Annotated in this window: 17 protein-coding genes and 1 pseudogene; 4 read left to right on the top strand and 14 right to left on the bottom strand. The window is 71.0% G+C overall.

Annotated features, from left to right (window positions below):
* Positions 1–356, top strand: a pseudogene (locus ABDW61_RS26155) (hypothetical protein); the annotation flags it as partial.
* Between the two features lie 150 nt (positions 357–506).
* The gene (locus ABDW61_RS26160) at positions 507–1,091 is read left to right on the top strand and encodes a hypothetical protein (RefSeq protein WP_343642995.1); all 585 of its coding nucleotides are present in this window, start codon (positions 507–509) and stop codon (positions 1,089–1,091) included.
* Between the two features lie 45 nt (positions 1,092–1,136).
* Here ABDW61_RS26160 and ABDW61_RS26165 read toward each other — a convergent pair whose 3' ends face one another.
* From ABDW61_RS26165 to ABDW61_RS26175, 3 genes are all read right to left on the bottom strand, one after another.
* Positions 1,137–1,430 carry an Mpo1-like protein gene (locus tag ABDW61_RS26165; protein WP_343643016.1) on the bottom strand — a complete coding sequence of 98 codons (294 nt, stop codon included), beginning with the start codon at positions 1,428–1,430 and terminating at the stop codon, positions 1,137–1,139.
* A 131-nt stretch (positions 1,431–1,561) separates the two neighbouring features.
* Complete coding sequence (locus ABDW61_RS26170) at positions 1,562–2,386, bottom strand: alpha/beta hydrolase (RefSeq protein WP_343643018.1); 825 nt, start codon at positions 2,384–2,386, stop codon at positions 1,562–1,564.
* Positions 2,387–2,391: 5 nt separating this feature from the next.
* A complete protein-coding gene (locus tag ABDW61_RS26175) occupies positions 2,392–3,705 on the bottom strand; it encodes an O-acetylhomoserine aminocarboxypropyltransferase (protein WP_343642997.1) in 1,314 nt (437 codons plus the stop codon).
* 88 nt (positions 3,706–3,793) lie between these two features.
* Here ABDW61_RS26175 and ABDW61_RS26180 point away from each other — a divergent pair, with 88 nt between their 5' ends.
* Positions 3,794–4,249, top strand: a complete 456-nt coding sequence (locus ABDW61_RS26180) for a CBS domain-containing protein (protein WP_343642999.1) — start codon at positions 3,794–3,796, stop codon at positions 4,247–4,249.
* Positions 4,250–4,469: 220 nt separating this feature from the next.
* Positions 4,470–4,745 (top strand): HU family DNA-binding protein, encoded by a 276-nt coding sequence (locus ABDW61_RS26185; RefSeq protein ID WP_279761319.1) that lies wholly within the window; start codon positions 4,470–4,472, stop codon positions 4,743–4,745.
* 64 nt (positions 4,746–4,809) lie between these two features.
* Here the strand turns inward: ABDW61_RS26185 and ABDW61_RS26190 are convergent, their stop codons facing one another.
* From ABDW61_RS26190 to ABDW61_RS26240, 11 genes are read right to left on the bottom strand one after another with little or no spacing between them, the layout of a single operon-like run.
* A complete protein-coding gene (locus ABDW61_RS26190) occupies positions 4,810–5,331 on the bottom strand; it encodes a hypothetical protein (protein WP_343643000.1) in 522 nt (173 codons plus the stop codon).
* Positions 5,328–6,143 (bottom strand): hypothetical protein, encoded by an 816-nt coding sequence (locus ABDW61_RS26195; RefSeq protein ID WP_343643002.1) that lies wholly within the window; start codon positions 6,141–6,143, stop codon positions 5,328–5,330. The genes ABDW61_RS26190 and ABDW61_RS26195 overlap by 4 nt, the downstream gene beginning before the upstream one ends.
* Positions 6,127–7,776 (bottom strand): GspE/PulE family protein, encoded by a 1,650-nt coding sequence (locus tag ABDW61_RS26200; RefSeq protein WP_343643004.1) that lies wholly within the window; start codon positions 7,774–7,776, stop codon positions 6,127–6,129. Before ABDW61_RS26200 ends, ABDW61_RS26195 begins: the two co-directional genes overlap by 17 nt.
* 40 nt (positions 7,777–7,816) lie before the next feature.
* On the bottom strand, positions 7,817–9,055 hold the full coding sequence (locus tag ABDW61_RS26205) for a type II secretion system F family protein (RefSeq protein WP_343643005.1): 1,239 nt from the start codon (positions 9,053–9,055) through the stop codon (positions 7,817–7,819).
* Between the two features lie 36 nt (positions 9,056–9,091).
* A complete protein-coding gene (gene gspG / locus ABDW61_RS26210; RefSeq protein WP_343643006.1) occupies positions 9,092–9,568 on the bottom strand; it encodes a type II secretion system major pseudopilin GspG in 477 nt (158 codons plus the stop codon).
* 14 nt (positions 9,569–9,582) lie between these two features.
* Positions 9,583–10,008 (bottom strand): type II secretion system protein, encoded by a 426-nt coding sequence (locus ABDW61_RS26215; RefSeq protein ID WP_343643008.1) that lies wholly within the window; start codon positions 10,006–10,008, stop codon positions 9,583–9,585.
* A gap of 49 nt (positions 10,009–10,057) precedes the next feature.
* The gene (locus ABDW61_RS26220; protein WP_343643010.1) at positions 10,058–10,564 is read right to left on the bottom strand and encodes a prepilin-type N-terminal cleavage/methylation domain-containing protein; all 507 of its coding nucleotides are present in this window, start codon (positions 10,562–10,564) and stop codon (positions 10,058–10,060) included.
* 8 nt (positions 10,565–10,572) lie between these two features.
* Entirely contained in the window at positions 10,573–11,100 is a 528-nt protein-coding gene (locus ABDW61_RS26225) for a type II secretion system protein (protein WP_343643012.1), read from the bottom strand.
* Between the two features lie 2 nt (positions 11,101–11,102).
* Positions 11,103–13,463 carry a secretin N-terminal domain-containing protein gene (locus ABDW61_RS26230; protein WP_343643013.1) on the bottom strand — a complete coding sequence of 787 codons (2,361 nt, stop codon included), beginning with the start codon at positions 13,461–13,463 and terminating at the stop codon, positions 11,103–11,105.
* Positions 13,464–13,476: 13 nt separating this feature from the next.
* Positions 13,477–14,079, bottom strand: coding sequence for a hypothetical protein (locus ABDW61_RS26235; RefSeq protein ID WP_343643014.1), 603 nt, complete (start codon positions 14,077–14,079; stop codon positions 13,477–13,479).
* A gap of 10 nt (positions 14,080–14,089) precedes the next feature.
* Complete coding sequence (locus ABDW61_RS26240) at positions 14,090–14,797, bottom strand: hypothetical protein (protein ID WP_343643015.1); 708 nt, start codon at positions 14,795–14,797, stop codon at positions 14,090–14,092.
* Positions 14,798–15,305: the final 508 nt, after the last annotated feature.

Below are 15,305 nucleotides of genomic sequence, written 5' to 3' on the forward strand. Positions count from 1 at the left end.
AGATCAAGGAAGGGCAATGGTCAGCGTTCGTCGCACCGGATCTCGCGCCCGTCTTCGTCGAGGCGACCTGGCTGGATATCCCTCCTGGGGTGGAAGGGCAGGCGGACCTGCTCAAGGCGCTGAAGAGCATCACCCCTCAGGAGTGGGATACGGCGCTTTCTCAGCTGAGTCGAGCGGGGAGGCAAGACCCGGCTCCGGTGAGCGCTGTTGCAAGTCCCTGCGTGCCGGAGTCAGCGGCTGCGTTGACGCCGCCCGCGGCGTTCAGCGACCCGCGAGCGTTCCTGCTGCATGTGATGAACGATGTCTCCGTGCCGATCGCCTCGAGGGTCGAGGCGGCGAAGGCGTTGCTGAGCTGACGATCCCTTCGCCTGAACCCTGTCGCGCTTCGCGCTTCTTTACCTTTCATTGCCGTCGTTGCCGGCCCTTTGTGTCGACTGCTTCGAATGCCCAGGCGTTGTGGTGTCGTCGCAGGGCTGCCTGCGTTTCCCACGAAAGGAAGGATCGACATGAAGTTCAACGCTCGACTGCTGACGGCCACCGTTCTGATGACTGCCTGCGCCGCGAGCTTCGCGCAGTCCACGGCGACCACCGTCCAACGGGATGTCAACCAACAGCGCCGCATCGAGGATGGCCTCAAGAGCGGCCAGCTCACGGTCAAGGAAGCCGGGAAGCTCGAGCGCGAGGAAAGCCGCATCGACAAGCTGCAATCGCAGGAACTCAAGGACGGCCATTTGTCCAGCGCGGAACGCGCACGCCTGCGCGCCGCTCAGAACCACGCCAGCGCCGACATCACGAAGCTCGAGAACAACGGCCAGGTGGCGTCGCCGAACTCGCGCTCCGCCAAGCGGATGGAGGCGGACGTCGAGCGCAACGTCAATCAGCAACGCCGCATCGAAGCGGGCCTGCAGGACGGTTCGCTGTCCCGGCGGGAAGTGGGCAGCCTGGAACACGGCCAGGCGCAGGTGACCCGCAAGGAGGCGGCCTCCGCTCACAACGGCCACATCTCGAGTGCCGAGCAGGTGCGGGTGCAGCGCACGGAGAACCATCAGAGCGCGCGCATCCATCGCGATCGCCAGGCCAGCGCCAACTGATCGGACGCTGCTGCGGCGAGGCCGGCCACGGCCGGTCTCGCCGGGTCAGAACGGGATCTTCCCGGTCCAGATGTCCTTGTACATGACCCAGTCGCCCATGAAGCTGTACAGCGGGCGTTTGAACGAGGCCGGCTTGTTCTTCTCGAAGCCGAAGTGGCCGACCCACGCGAACGCGTAGCCGCACAGCAGCCCCACCAGCACGAAACCCCATCGCTGCGTCGCCAGCGCGTAGGCCAGGCACATCAGGCCCAGCGTCGACCCGGCGAAGTGCAGCCGCCGGCAGGTCGTGTTGCGATGCTCGCCGAGATAGAACGGATAGAACTCCGCGAAGCTGCGCATCGCCTTCACGCGGTCCGCCGTCGTCTCCGCTGTCGTGTCCGGCTCGTGCGGCGCGTGGGGCAGGGGGCTGGTGCTCATGGCGGTCTCCTGGCCAGGCCCCGCGCGGGGCCTGCCCGTTCATTGAACGGCGCTCAGTCGAGCGCCGCCTTCAGCGCATTCAACATCCCTTCCGGCGCCTCGGACATCAGTGAATGCCCGGCGGGCAGCGTTTGCACGCGCGCGCCCAGCATCTCCGTCAGTTGCTTCGCCGCCTTCGGCGGCGTCATCGCGTCCTTCGCGCCCAGGATCAGGTGCGTGCGCACCTGGCCGGCCGCGGTCACCTTCGCCGCGGCCTCCGGCGCGCCCTGGTAACGATCGCAGACCAGGAAGTCGTGCTCGAACAGATTGCCGAACGCCGCATACCCGTCCTGCATCCGCTCCATCAACGCGAGGTTGCCGCCGTGCAGCCACGCGCCCGGTCCCGGGTAGGACGGCTTGCCCGCGGTCGTCGAATGCGAGAACGCGTTGACCATCGCCATCGCGGCCCTTGGCCGCTCACGGCTCGTGTTCAGCAGGGCGTCGGAGACCTTCATCGGCCAGGCGGTGCCGACCATGACCAGCCGCGCCACGCGCGCCGGCGCCTGCGCCGCCGCCTCGAGCGCGATCAGCGATCCCATCGAGTGCCCGACCAGCGAGACCGCGCCCGCCGCCGTCACGCCGGCCGCGTCGAGCACGGCGTTGATCCAGCCGCCGAGCGATGCCACGTCGGCCAGCGCCGGCCCCGCGCCGCGGCCATGCCCGGGCAGATCGACCGCCAGCACGCTCCGCCCGTGATGGGCGAAGTGCCGCGCCAGCAGCGTCCAGACGCTGTGGTCGTGCAAGGCGCCATGGATGAACACGACACAGGGCAGCGCCGCGTCGAAGCGCTTGCCGCCGGTGTAGGCATAGGCCTGACGGCCCTGGACGTCGAGGGTCATCGCGCTCATTTCGCGGCCACTTTCAATGCGGTCTTCAGGTCGGCGATCAGGTCGTCGGGGTCCTCCAGGCCGATCGACAGCCGGATCGTCCCGGCGCCGATGCCCGAGGCCGCCAGCGCTGCGTCGTCCATCCGGAAATGCGTCGTCGACGCCGGATGGATCACCAGCGAGCGCGCATCGCCCACGTTCGCCAGATGCGAGAACAGCCGCAGCGCTTCGATGAAGCGCCGGCCCGGCTCGCGGCCGCCCTGGAGGTCGAAGCTGAACACCGCGCCGCTGCCCTTGGGCAGCAGCCGGCTGGCGAGCGCATGGTCGCGATGCGAGGCCAGCCCCGGATAGTTCACGCGCTCGACGAGGTCCTGCGCCTCCAGGAACTCGGCCACCTTTTGCGCGTTGCTCACATGGCGCTGCATCCGCAGCGGCAGCGTCTCGATGCCCTGCAGCATCAGCCAGGCGGTGTGCGGGCTCATGCAGGCGCCGAAGTCGCGCAGGCCCTCGCGCCGCGCGCGCAGCAGAAAGGCGCCGACGGTGCTCTCCTGGCTGAACACCATGCCGTGGAAACCGTCATAGGGCTCGCAGAGCTCCGCGAAACGGCGCTCCCCGCCGCTCGCCGCGTGGGCCCGTTCCCAGTCGAAGCGGCCACCGTCGACGAGCAGCCCGCCCACGACGGTCCCGTGCCCGCACAGGAACTTGGTCGCCGAGTGATGGACCAGGTCCGCACCCAGCGCGATGGGCTGCTGCAGATAGGGCGTCGCGAAGGTCGCGTCGACCAGCAGCGGCAGGTGCGCCTCATGCGCGATCTGCGCGATCGACGGGATGTCGAGCACGTCCAGTCCCGGGTTGCCCAGGCTCTCGCCGAGCAGCAGCTTGGTCCGCGGGCGGATCGCGGCGCGCCAGCCGTCCAGGTCGCCGGGGCGCACGAAGGTGGTCGAGATGCCGAAGCGCTTGAGCGTGTAGTGCAGCAGGTTGTGCGAGCCGCCGTACAGCGCGCTCGAGGCCACGATGTGGTCGCCCGCGCCCGCGATCGTCGCGATCGCCAGATGCAGCGCCGCCTGGCCGCTGGCCGTGGCGATCGCGCCAGCGCCGCCGTCCAGCGCGGCGATGCGTTCCTCCAGCACCGCCGTGGTCGGGTTCGACAACCGCGAGTAGACGTGCCCGCTGCGCTCCATGTTGAACAGGCCCGCGGCCTGCTCGGCGCTTTCGAACACGAACGAGGTGCTCAGGTGAAGCGGCACCGCGCGGGCGCCGGTGGCGGGGTCCGGCGCGGCGCCGGCGTGTAGCGCCAAGGTATCAAAGCCCGGGTCGGATGGACCTGACATGGGGGTCTCCTGCTTGTTGTGATGACCGGCAAGGTCTGGCGCCGGGCATTGTGTGCTATGTTGGCAGCCAACTTTTTCTCCTGCGGCCATGAAAGTCTCAGACATCCTGCGCGTCAAGGGCAACACGCTCTTCACCGTCTCCCCGGACCAACCCCTGGCCCACGCCGTCGAGACCATGGCGGAGCGCGACATCGGCTCGCTCGTCGTCATGGAGTTCGGCGACTTGGTGGGCATGCTGACCTTCCGCGAGGTGATCCAGGCGGTGGTCGCCAACGGCGGCAGCGTCGGGACGCGGCTGGTGCGCAGCGTGATGGACGACGCCCCGCTGACCTGCACCCCCGAGACCGAGATCGACGAAGTGCGCCGCATGATGCTGGGCCGTCACGCGCGCTACATGCCGGTGCTCAACGGCAAGCAACTGATGGGCGTGATCTCGTTCTACGACGTGGCCAAGACCGTGGTCGATGCGCAGGACTTCGAGAACCGCATGCTCAAGGCCTACATCCGCGACTGGCCGTCCGAGGATGGCCCCAAGGCCTCCTGAGCCGCGAACTCCCCCCCCCTCGACGACGCCCCGGACACCCCGGGGCGTTTTTCATGGGGGGACGCTGCCGCCCTTGATGGGGATCGCCATCGTCCGCCATTCGGACGAATGACGGGGCTGGAAGGCCGGTGGTTGCGTCTTCAAACAGGCGAGTGGTCAGGACTGACTGATAATCGCGGCCCCCGGCTAGCCGGACCCTGGTTTTTTACTGGAAGCATTGATGAACAAGAGTGAACTGATTGAAGGCATCGCCAACAAGGCTGGCGTGACCCGTGCCGTGGCCGCGACCGCGCTGGACGCGACCCTGGAAACCATCACCGAAGCGCTGGCCGCTGGCGACCAGATCGCCCTGGTGGGCTTCGGCACCTTCAAGGTGAGCGAGCGCGCCGCCCGCACCGGCAAGAACCCCGCCACCGGCGAAGCGCTGGACATCCCGGCGTCGAAGGTGGCCAAGTTCACCGCCGGCAAGGCGCTGAAGGATGCGGTGAACAAGTAAGCCTCGCGGCTTCCTTCACCGGAACGACGCCCGCGGTGCGAGAGCACCGGCGGGCGTTGTTGTTTCAGGACCAGGTGGCGCGGATGACTGCCTGGCGCCGTGCGCCGGACGCCTCGGCCCGCACCAGCGACCAGCGCGGCGCCGGCTCGCCTTCGTTGAGCAGTTCGAGATAGGCGAGCAGCGCCTTGTAGTCGTCGAACGCCAGCGTCACGTCGGCGCCGCCGCGCGCGGCGTTGAGTTCGATGGCGGTGACGAGCACGCCGTCGACGGCCACCGTCTCGAGCGAGCGCAGCACCGGCTGCATCGGGAAGGCGGCAGTCTTCGCCACGGCGAGCGCATCGCGGGCGTAGGCCGGCGCCGCCGCCGAGGCTGCGGCGCGGTCCGCGCGCTCGCGCAGCTGGGCGCGCAGGCGGGCCGCTTCCTGCGCGTCGCTCGCGGCGCGCGTCGCGACGGCTTGCCGATGCGTCCACGACCGCCAGGCGGCCGTGCCCAGTCCGATCGCCATCAGCGCGCAGACCGCGCCCCAGATCGCCAGTGCCGCGACCGGGCGCCGAGCCGGTGCGAACTCCACGGTGAGGGCCCTCATGCCGCGCGCTCCTTGCTTGATGACGGATCGCTGGCGCGGGGGATGGCCTTGCTGAAAGGCAGCGGATCGCTGACCGGTTGTCCCGGCAACGCGCCAGCGTCGAACTCGATCAGGCGCACCGCTTCGTCCGGCCAGTCGTGCGTCACCAGCGCGCGGCTGAGCACCGCTTGCGGGGCCTCGCCCTCGAGCGGATAGGTCTGCGCGACGCGATAGCGCTCGCCATCGGCGAGCAGCAGCACGAGCATCTCGCTGTCGGCGACCGCCAGGCCATGCAGGCCGGCGGAGAACGGCGAAGGCGTGCTGGCGTCGATCGCCAGGGCCCACCATGGCTTGATGCTGTCGAGCGCGCGGCCGCCCAGCGCCTCGATCCCGCGCAGCCACGCGGCGTCGATCGCCACCGCGAGCCGCGGCGATGTCTGACCGCCGTCCAGCCATACCGGGCTTCCGGGCGGCAGGCCCGTGGCGTCCTCGACCAGGGCCGCCGCGATGGCCGGCCACTCGGCGTCGCCGGCGGCGCCATCGATCTCCGGCAGCAGGAAGGGCCGGCACACCGCGCCGCCCACCGCGATGCGCAGCCGCGTGCCGCGCGGCAGCTCGCGCAGTCCCGCCGCCAGGGCCGCGAGGGCCGCCTCGCGGCCGTCCACCACTGACGCGACCTGTGTCACGCCGCCCAGCGCCAGACGCACGGCGCCGTCGCTGGCGTAGGCGATCGCCGTGCGCGATGCCGCGTGTCCGCCGCGCAAGCCGCGCAAGCCGCGCGAGTCGCGCGAGTCGCGGGAACTGCCCGTCCCGCGCTTACCAACCCACCACACGCTTGATCTCCTCCGCGCTCGATTCGCGCCGGCTCACCATGTCCGCGCCCAGTTGCGACAGACTCCTCACGCCCTGGCGGAGCACATGCTCGCGCAGCGCCGACACCGGCGCTCCCGTCGTCACCAGGTCGCGGAAGCCGTCATCGATGGTGTGCACCTCCGCGATCACGCGGCGGCCCTTGTAGCCGGTGCCGGCGCAGCGCTCGCAGCCCTGCGGGCGCGGCATCGTCTCCGGCCGGGGCAGCCCCGCGTCGATGAACCATTGCTGCTCGCGCGCCGTCGCGGGGCGCTCGCCGGCACAGTGCGGGCACAGGCAGCGCACCAGCCGCTGCACGATCACGCCGTTGAGCGCCGCCATGAAGCCGAACATGTCCAGGTCGAAGTGCTTGAAGCGCCCGGTCACGTCGAACACGCTGTTCGCATGGACCGTCGTCAGCACCTGGTGGCCGGTGAGGGCCGATTGCACCGCGATCTCCGCTGTCTCCGCGTCGCGGATCTCGCCGACCAGGATGCGGTCCGGGTCGTGGCGCAGGATCGAGCGCAGCCCCTTCGCGAAGGTCAGCCCTTTGCGCTCGTTGACCGGCACCTGCAGCACGCCGGCGAGCTCGTACTCGACCGGGTCCTCGATGGTGATGATCTTCTCGATGCCGTTGTTGACCTCGGACAGCGCCGCGTAGACGGTGGTCGTCTTGCCGCTGCCGGTCGGGCCGGTGACCAGCAGCATGCCGTGCGGGAGGCCGGCGAGCTCGCGGATCATGGCTGCGCCGGCCGCGTCGAAGCCCAGCAGATCCAGCGACACCTGGTCGGCCGGATCGCGCAGCTGCGCCTTGTCGAGCAGGCGCAGCACCGCGTCCTCGCCGAAGACGCTGGGGATCACGGAGACGCGCAGGTCCAGCTCGCCGCCGCCCAGCGCGACGCGGAAGCGGCCGTCCTGCGGCAGACGCCGCTCGGTGATGTCGAGCTGCGCGAGCACCTTGATGCGGGAGATCGCCTCCTCGGCCTGGCGCGCGCCATCGAGCCGCGCATGCGGCATCAGCACGCCATCGCGCCGCAGCCGCACGGTGACGCCATGGCGATCGCATTCGAAGTGGATGTCGCTGGCGCCGACCTCGTAGGCGCGCCGCAGCGCCTGATCGACGAAGGCCACCACGGGGCCGTCCGGCGATTCGGCCGTCGTCGCCGCCGAGGCGCTGGGCGTCGCGCCGCACCAGGCGTCGATGCGCGCGCCGGTGGCGGCGATCGGCGGCACGCGCCGTCCCATCGCCTGCGCGGCGCGGCGCAGCGCCGTCTCGTCCCACGGATCGGCCATCGCGAGCCGCAACTGGCCGGGATCACCGTCCAGCCGGACCGGCACCGCGCGCAGCTGGCGCGCCAGGGCGGCGCCCGCGGCGCCGAACAGCGTCAGATCGGGAAGCGCGCGCGTCTCGCCGTCCAGCATCTCCATGCCGCCGGTCTCGCGCAGCAGCACCGGCAACTGGTCGCGCCAGACGGCTTCGCGCAGCAGGTGGTCGAGCACGCTCCCGGTGCCGGCCTGCGCGGACTGACGCCGCGCAGCCTGGAGCGAGGCGCGGAAGTCCGGGCGGAGATCCGTGTGGCGATCCGTCTGGCGCTCCTTGCGGGATTCGGCGTTCATCGGTGGCGGGCTCTCATCGGAATCTGGGGAAGGCAGGCGCTCAGCGGATGCTGCTCGCGATGTCGAAGATCGGCAGGTACATCAGCACCACGATGCTGCCCACCAGCAGCGACACCAGCAGCAGCATCAGCGGCTCGACGATGCGCGTGGCGCGGTCCATGAAGGCGGCGAAGGCGCCGGCGTGGCGCTCGGCGATGGTCTGCAGCACGCGCTCGAAGTTGCCCGAGCGCTCGCCGACGGCCAGCAGGCGCTGGGTCACCGTGTCCGTCAGGCCGGACTCAGAGAGCGCCGCCGAGACGCGCACGCCGCGCGTCAGCGCCAGGCGCGCCTCGCGCATCGAGTCGTCCATGCGCTCGCCCAGCACGAGGCCCTCGCAGCGCAGCAGGGTCTCGTCGAGCGTGTAGCCGCCGCGGAACATCACGGTCATCGAGTGGTACAGCTTGGCCAGCCGGAACTCGCGCAGCGCGCGCCGCACGGGCGGGAAGACATTGGCTGCGCGCATCGCCACGCGCTGGATCGCGCCTTGACGCCAGGCCATCACGGCCAGGAACGCCAGCGCCGCGGCCGCGGCCACGATGGCCAGGCGGTTCTCGCGCACGAACACGCTGGCGAGCGTCAGCAGATGCGTCGACCAGCTCATCTCGCCGCGCAGGTCCGCGTACATCGATGCGAAGCGCGGCAGCACCACGACGATCAGGAAGCCGCTCACCAGCAGGCCCAGGCTCAGCACCAGGCTGGGATAGATGGCCGCGCTGACGACCTTCTTGCGCAGCGCCTCGACCATCTCGTGATAGCGCAGGTACTCGGACAGCGCCTCGGCCAGCGAACTGCTGCGCTCGCTGGCGCGCACGCTGGCCACCAGCACCATCGGAAAGCGCTCCAGCGACTCCATCGCCACCGACAGTGGTTTGCCGCGGTGGAGCTGCTCCAGCAAGGCCGTCTGCAGCGCGGCGCGCGCCGGGTCCGCGCCGGACTGCGCCTGCAGCGTCTCGATCGCCTCGACCACCGTCATGCCGGCCACCAGCAGCGTGCGCAACTCCTGGCACCACCAGGCGATGTCGAGCGCGTTGGCGCGCAGGCCAGCCGCTGTGGCGGTTCCCGCGGAACCGGACGCCAGGCTGGCCGCGCGCGGGCGAGCGGCATCGCGCACCGGCTCGGCGCCCAGCACCTTGCGGCCATCGGGCAGGCGATCGCCGAGCGCTTCACGCGACGGCGCCTCCATCAGCTCTTCGCTGACGGACAGGCGCACGGGATCGAGCAGGCGGACGCGGAGCTTCATGCGAGCGGGAACAGTCGGGGTGTCAGCGTGGCGGCTTCAGAGCTGGATGTCGGCGTCGTCGCCGGTGCCGCCCGCGACGCGGTCACGGCCGAAGCTGAACAGCTCGTAGTCCTTGCCGGGCTGCTGCGACGGGATGCGGTACTGGTAGGGCATGCCCCACGGGTCGTTGGGCAGCTCGCCCTTGAGATAGGGGCCGCGCCAGCGCGGATCGTTGGCGTCGCTGCGCACCAGCGCGGCCAGGCCTTCGCCGGACTCCGGATAGCGGCCCATGTCGATGCGGTAGGCCTGCAGCGCCTTGTCGATGGCGTCCAGCTGCGCCTTCGCCGTCGTGACCTCCGAGCGCGAGATCTGGCTCAGGAAGCGCGGGCCGACGATGCCAGTGAGCAGGCCGATGATGAGGATCACCACCAGCAGCTCGAGCAGCGTGAAGCCGCGGGCGCGGCGGACGGTGCCTGGCCGCGGGGGAGCGAGGCGGGACGCCAGCCGGGAGGGAAGGGGCTCGATGAGGGGCATGGGGTTCTGGTCCTTCATTGCTCGGAGTCCACGACGAACTTCCAATCGGAATAGCGGCGCGCGGCGGCCAGCCGCACGCCGGGGCGGCGCACGGGGCCGCTGATCAAGGGCTCGGCCTCGCTGAGGCTGTAGACGCCGCGCACGCGGCCGTCGTCGCCGCGCACGATGCCCCACTGGCCGGTGGCGCCGACCGGGTCCGGATAGAGCTGGCGAAGATGGCGCACGGTGCCGACGAAGCGCTCGTCGCGCTGCAGCTCCGTCAGTTCCTGCGGCAGGCGCTTGTCGGTGCCCGGCGAGCTGCGGCGGTAGCGTTCGAGCGCCTGCACGTAGAGCGTGCCGATGCGCAGCAGCTGCTGTTCCTTGTCGCGGCGGGCGTCGGCCGACCAGGACTGCGCCGCCACCGACAGCGCGAGCGAGGCCAGCGCCAGCAGCACGAGCACGGCGACAAGGCCATAGCCCCGCGCTGTTGACCGCCTCGCGGACGCGCGCTCACCACGACGCATAGCTGCTCCCGTCCGGCGCGATGCCGCGCGCGCCGCTGCGCACGTCGGCGATGCCCTCGCCATCGCCGGCGCCACCGCCCGCGCCATTGGCATCGCCAGCGCGCGGGGGCACGGCCACCCAGCTGTCCGCGCGCTGCGTCACCGGGTCGAGCGGGATCGCGCGCAGGTAGCGGCGCTCGACCAGCTCGGGCAGCTCCTTCGGATAGCGGCCCTGGTCGCCGTAGAACTTGTCGATCGCGTCGCGCATCGCCTGCAGGTTGTGGCGCAGCGCGGTGTCGCGCGCGCGGTCCACGTGCTGCACATAGCGCGGCGCGGCGACGCTCAGCAGCAGCGCGAGCGCGGCCAGCACCACCAGCAGCTCGATGACGGTGAAGCCGCGTGCGCCGGCATGGCGATCGCGCGGGCAGACACGGCGCGTGACGCGACGAGCGATGCGATGGGCGATGCGATCCGTGATGCGATCCGTGATGCGACGGTTGATGCATTGACTCATGGCGGTTTTCACCATTGCTTCAGCGGCACGCCGTTGAGGCCGACGGCGGTGGACATCGAATGGACGTCGTAGACCTCGGGGCCCGGCTGCGGGTTGTCGGCATCGGACTGGTAGCCGCGCAGACCCCAGCTCTGCTCGGCCGGCACGCCGGGTTCGGCGAAGGGGTCGCGCGGCACGCGGCGCAGGAAGCGCATCGTCTGGCCCTGGCGGTCGGCGCGCGCGTCGGGCACTTCGACGGTCAGCTCGTGCAAGGTGGCGGGATAGGGCGGGCGATCACCGGGGCCCAGCACGGCGCCGGCTTCGCGCGCGGCGCGATAGGCGTCGAGCGCATCGCGGATTTCCCAGAGCGCGCGCTTGAGCTCGCGCTCCTTCTCGCGTTGCACCGTCATCTCGGCCATCGGCAGCGCGAGCGAGGCCAGGAAGCCCAGGATCGCCAGGCACACGAGCAGCTCGATCAGCGTGAAGCCGCGCGCGCGCAGGCCCGCCGCGCGGCCATCGCGGCGGCGGGCTGAGGCGGACGCGCGGCGCGGTGCCATGGTCACTTCACCTCGATGACGGCGGGCATCGGCAGCACCGGCTGGCCGCTGCCCGGTTCAAGCGAGACCGGCTGCGCGGTGCCGACGCGCACCTCGGCGCGTCCCGCGGCGGTGGCCTTGAAGCGCAGCTTGAACACGCCGCCCGAGGACTCGCTTGCCGTGGCCGTGGCCTGGTTGCGCAGCACGCTGAGGTTGACGCGGCCGGCCTCGGCCCGCTTGCTGAAGCTGGTCACCGCGCCGCCGCTGCGGAAGTAGCCATCCTCCTCGGCGTCGATCAGCGTCAGCTTGTCGGCGCTGTACTGGACTTCCGTCATGAGCCCGCGCAGCGACGCGTCGCGCAGGTCGACGCGGACCTCGACGGTCTCGCCGGCCTTGGCTTGGGCGGGCGCGGCCAGCGACATCGTCGGCGTCTTTCGCACCGGCAGCGCGGGCGGACCGGCGGGCGATGCCTGCGGCGCCGGGGCACCCGTGCCAGCCGCCGCCGCCGGAGCCGCAGAAGGAGGCGCGGCGGGCGTGCCGGGTGCGCCGGGCACAGGCGGCTTGGCCTCCGGCTGCGGCGTGTTGAACTGCAGGCCGCCGACCTGGCGCAGCTTGGGCGAGGCCTCGGTGCCGACCCACATCTCGGACTCGCTGGCGTTCAGGCGCTTGACGTTGCGCAGCACGCGCGGCGTGATGGCCAGCAGCAGTTCGGAGCGCTTGCCGTCGTCGAGCTGGCTGGAGAACAGGCGGCCGAGCACCGGCACGTCGCCGAGGCCGGGCACGCGGGTGGAGGTGGAGCGCTCGTCGCGGCTGATGAGGCCGGCGAGCAACTGCGTCTCGCCATCGCGCAGGCGCAGCAGCGTATTGGCGTTGCGGGTGCCGATCTGATAGGCGATCGAGCCGGCGGAGGTCTTGGTCGCGGTGCCGAGCGAGCTGACTTCCAGGCCGATCTTGATGGCGACCTCGTCGTCGGCGTAGACGGTGGGCTCGACCTCGAGCTTGAGGCCGACGTCCAGGTAGCTGATGTTCTCGGACACGAAGCCGCCGGTGCCGGTGGTGGTGGACACGATGGGGATCTTGTCGCCGATCATGACCTTGGCCTTCTCGCGGTTGCGCACGCGCAGCTTGGGGTTGGCGAGGGTGGAGGTGTCGCCGACCTCGCGGCGCAGGTTGACGGTCAGGTTGTTCGGCGAGAAGCCGACGCCGATGCGGTCGCGGTTGATGTTCTGGAGATTGCCGACGGTCAACTGGTCGGTGCCCGCGGGCGCCAGCGGCGTGAGCGAGAACGAGGACGGCAGCTTGACGCCGAGTTCATTCAGCCGCGAGGCGCTGACCTCGAGCACTTCGACCTCGAGCAGCACCTCGGGCTCGGCGCTGTCGAAGACGGCGAGCAGGCGTTCGGCGAGCTGGATGTTCTCGGGCGAGTCGCGCAGCGCGAGCAGGTTGCTGCGCTCGTCGACGAAGGGTTCGCGGATCTTGAGCATCGCCTTGAGGAAGGCGGCGGCGCCCTTGGGATCGCTGTTGGCGAGGTTGAACACGCGCACCAGTTGCTCCTGGTACTCGCGGTGTTTCTCGGCGGTGTTGGGATAGATGACGACGGTGCGCGCGTCGATGACCTTCTTGGCCAGCTGGTTGCTGGAGGTGATCAGGTCCAGCGCGTCCTCGACCTTGGCCTGGCGCAGCAGCACGGTGACGCGCACGTCGGCGCGCACGTCGCGGTCGAGCACGAAGTTGATGCCGCTGTGGCGGGTGACGACGTCGAGCACGGTGCGCAGGCTGGCGTCGCGGAAGTCGAGCGAGATCGGTCGCGACTCGGTCAGCACGCCGTTGAGCGCCTGGACCTGGGCGGTGCGCTGCTCGCTGAGCAGCCGGCGCTGCAGGTCCTGCAGGCCGCCGTGGCGGGGGTTGTCCTTGAGCGCCTGTTCGAGCACGCGCAGCGCGCGATCGGGCTGGCGGGCGTCGACCCATTGCTGCGCGGCGGCGAGGTCGGCGGCGCCCTTGCGCTCGAGCTCCATGTCGGCGAGCAGCGATTGCACGCGCACGTTGGCGGGATCGAGTTCGAGCGCCTGGCGCAGCGTGGCGGCGGCCTCGTCGAACTGGCCGGCGGCGCGCTGCGCGAGCGCCTGCGAGGTCAGGCGGGTCTGCGTGTCGGCGCGGGCGCGCAGCAGCGCGGTGCGCAGCGGGGTGCTGTCGGGGTACTCCTTGAGGCCGTTCTCGAGCGTGGCCATGGCCTGCTGGTACTGGCCGTCGGCCATGGCCTTGCGGGACTCGTCGCGGATGCGGGTCTCGGCGCAGCCGGCCAGGAGCAGCAGCACTGCGAGCGCGGCGGCGGTGCAGGCGGCCGGATGCCGGGCGGAGCGGGAGCGGGCGGGGCGTGAGGACATCGGAGCGGGCGGATCAGGGGGCGGGCGCGGGCGGCGGGATGCGGATGACGGCGCGTTGCTGCAGGGGTTCGTAGACGAGGCGGACCTCGTCGTCGGTGATCGATTCGACGCGGTAGCCCTCGTCGAGGCGGGTGCCGGCCTCGACGAGCAGGTCCTTGTCGGCGCGGGCGAGGTAGACCTTGCGCTGGCCTTGAGGGTCGATGAGCTGGCCGAGGTAGCGGTAGTTCAGCGGCGGCGCCTGGGGCGGGGGAGGCGGCGGTGGCGGAGGAGGGGGCGGCGGTGGCGGCGGGGCCGGCGGCTGAGGGATCGAGAACGGGTCGCGGTCGGCGGGCTCGAGCGGGTGCTCGGGCAGGCGCGGGGGGACGGCGGGCAGCGGCGCGGGGGCGCCGGGACGCGAGGTGGCCGCCGCGATCGGGGGACGCGGCGCGGGCGTGGCCGGCAGGCTCTGGCCGGCGGGAGACGGCGCGGTCGCGGCGACCAGCGGAGGATCGGCAGGCGAGAGCAAGGCCCAGGCGCTGGCCGCGGCGCTCAGGCCGAGCGCCCAGCGCAGGCCAGGGCGCAGGCCGGGCGCGGGAGTGTCCGCCGTCGGTGAGGGTGGGGTCGAGCGCTTGAACATCGACGCGCTTTCAACGGTCGGCCACAGGCGCGGAGGCCGATGACGACGGGGATGCAGGCTGCGAGGCCGAGGTCGCGATCGAGTTGACGACCGATGGCGCGATCGATGTCGACACGGAGGCCGGTCCGGCCAAGGGGCGGCTCAACCAGGTGGCGACGACGCGCGCTTCCAGGTCGCCGCCCGCGGGGCTTGCGATGGCGCCGGGCGCGGCGGCGCTCGCTCGGCGAAGGGACAACTGTTGAAGCACGGCCTGCTGCGCGTCGCGGCCGAGGACCTCGGCGAGCACCGTCTTGATCGCGGCATAGCTGCCGCGCAGGTTGACGTCGAGGTTCATGCGGCCAAGGGTGTTGGCGGTCGGCGGCTGCTGCGAGGTGGAGATCGTCGTGACGAGCACCGACTGCGACTCGGCGGCTTCGCGCAGATGGGTGACGGCGCGCGCGGAAGACTGCGTCAGCGGCAGGCGCGTGGCGAAGGGCGACGCGTCGACGGGTGGAGCGGCGGCGACCTTCGCGCGCAGGTCGATGAGCTCGGTGTGGGCGGCCTTGTCCTGCGCGATGGCGAGGCGCTCAGCTTGACGGGCGGCGAAGAGCAGGGCGCCGGTGAGCAACGGCGGTACCAGCGCGAGGCCGATCCACACGGGAGTCGGCGCGCGCGAGGCGCGTTGCTTGAGCGCGGCGACGTCCGTCAAGGCGCGCCAGTCGATCGAGGTCAGGCGCATGACGGGACGGGGAGGAGGGCGCGGAGGACGGGATGCGGCGATCCGGCCGGGACTGCTGCCGAATGCATGGGAGCGGGCGGCTTAGCGAGCGGGAGCGGACACGGCGCGACGCGCGGCTGCGCCTCGCGTGACGCGCGACAGTGCGCTCGAGGCGCGATGGATGGAAATGTTCATGGAGCCCTCCCGTCTTGGCGGCGCGTGCACGCACCGCATGGCCTTGATCTTCTTTGCGGCCAGGGCGCGACTGTATCGCGTTGGCTCGATGAATTGCCGTGCTCCGCGCGCGCAAGAGGCGGTTCTCGCCGTTGAATTTCAAACATCACCAAGATGTCACCGCTTGAGATCAAGGGTTCGGATGGTCAGCAATGCAGGGTTTTCCCCGGGCGGTCTCAATTCTGAAGTGCAACACCCCTACCCAGGTAAGGTGTCGCGATGGAAAGACGAGAGACGTATCGGCATTTGAGTCCCGACGAGCGCGTGGCGATCTCGGGGCTGAGGATGCAGGGCA

The sequence above is a fragment of the Roseateles sp. genome (assembly GCF_039595595.1).
Lineage (GTDB): Bacteria > Pseudomonadota > Gammaproteobacteria > Burkholderiales > Burkholderiaceae_C > Roseateles.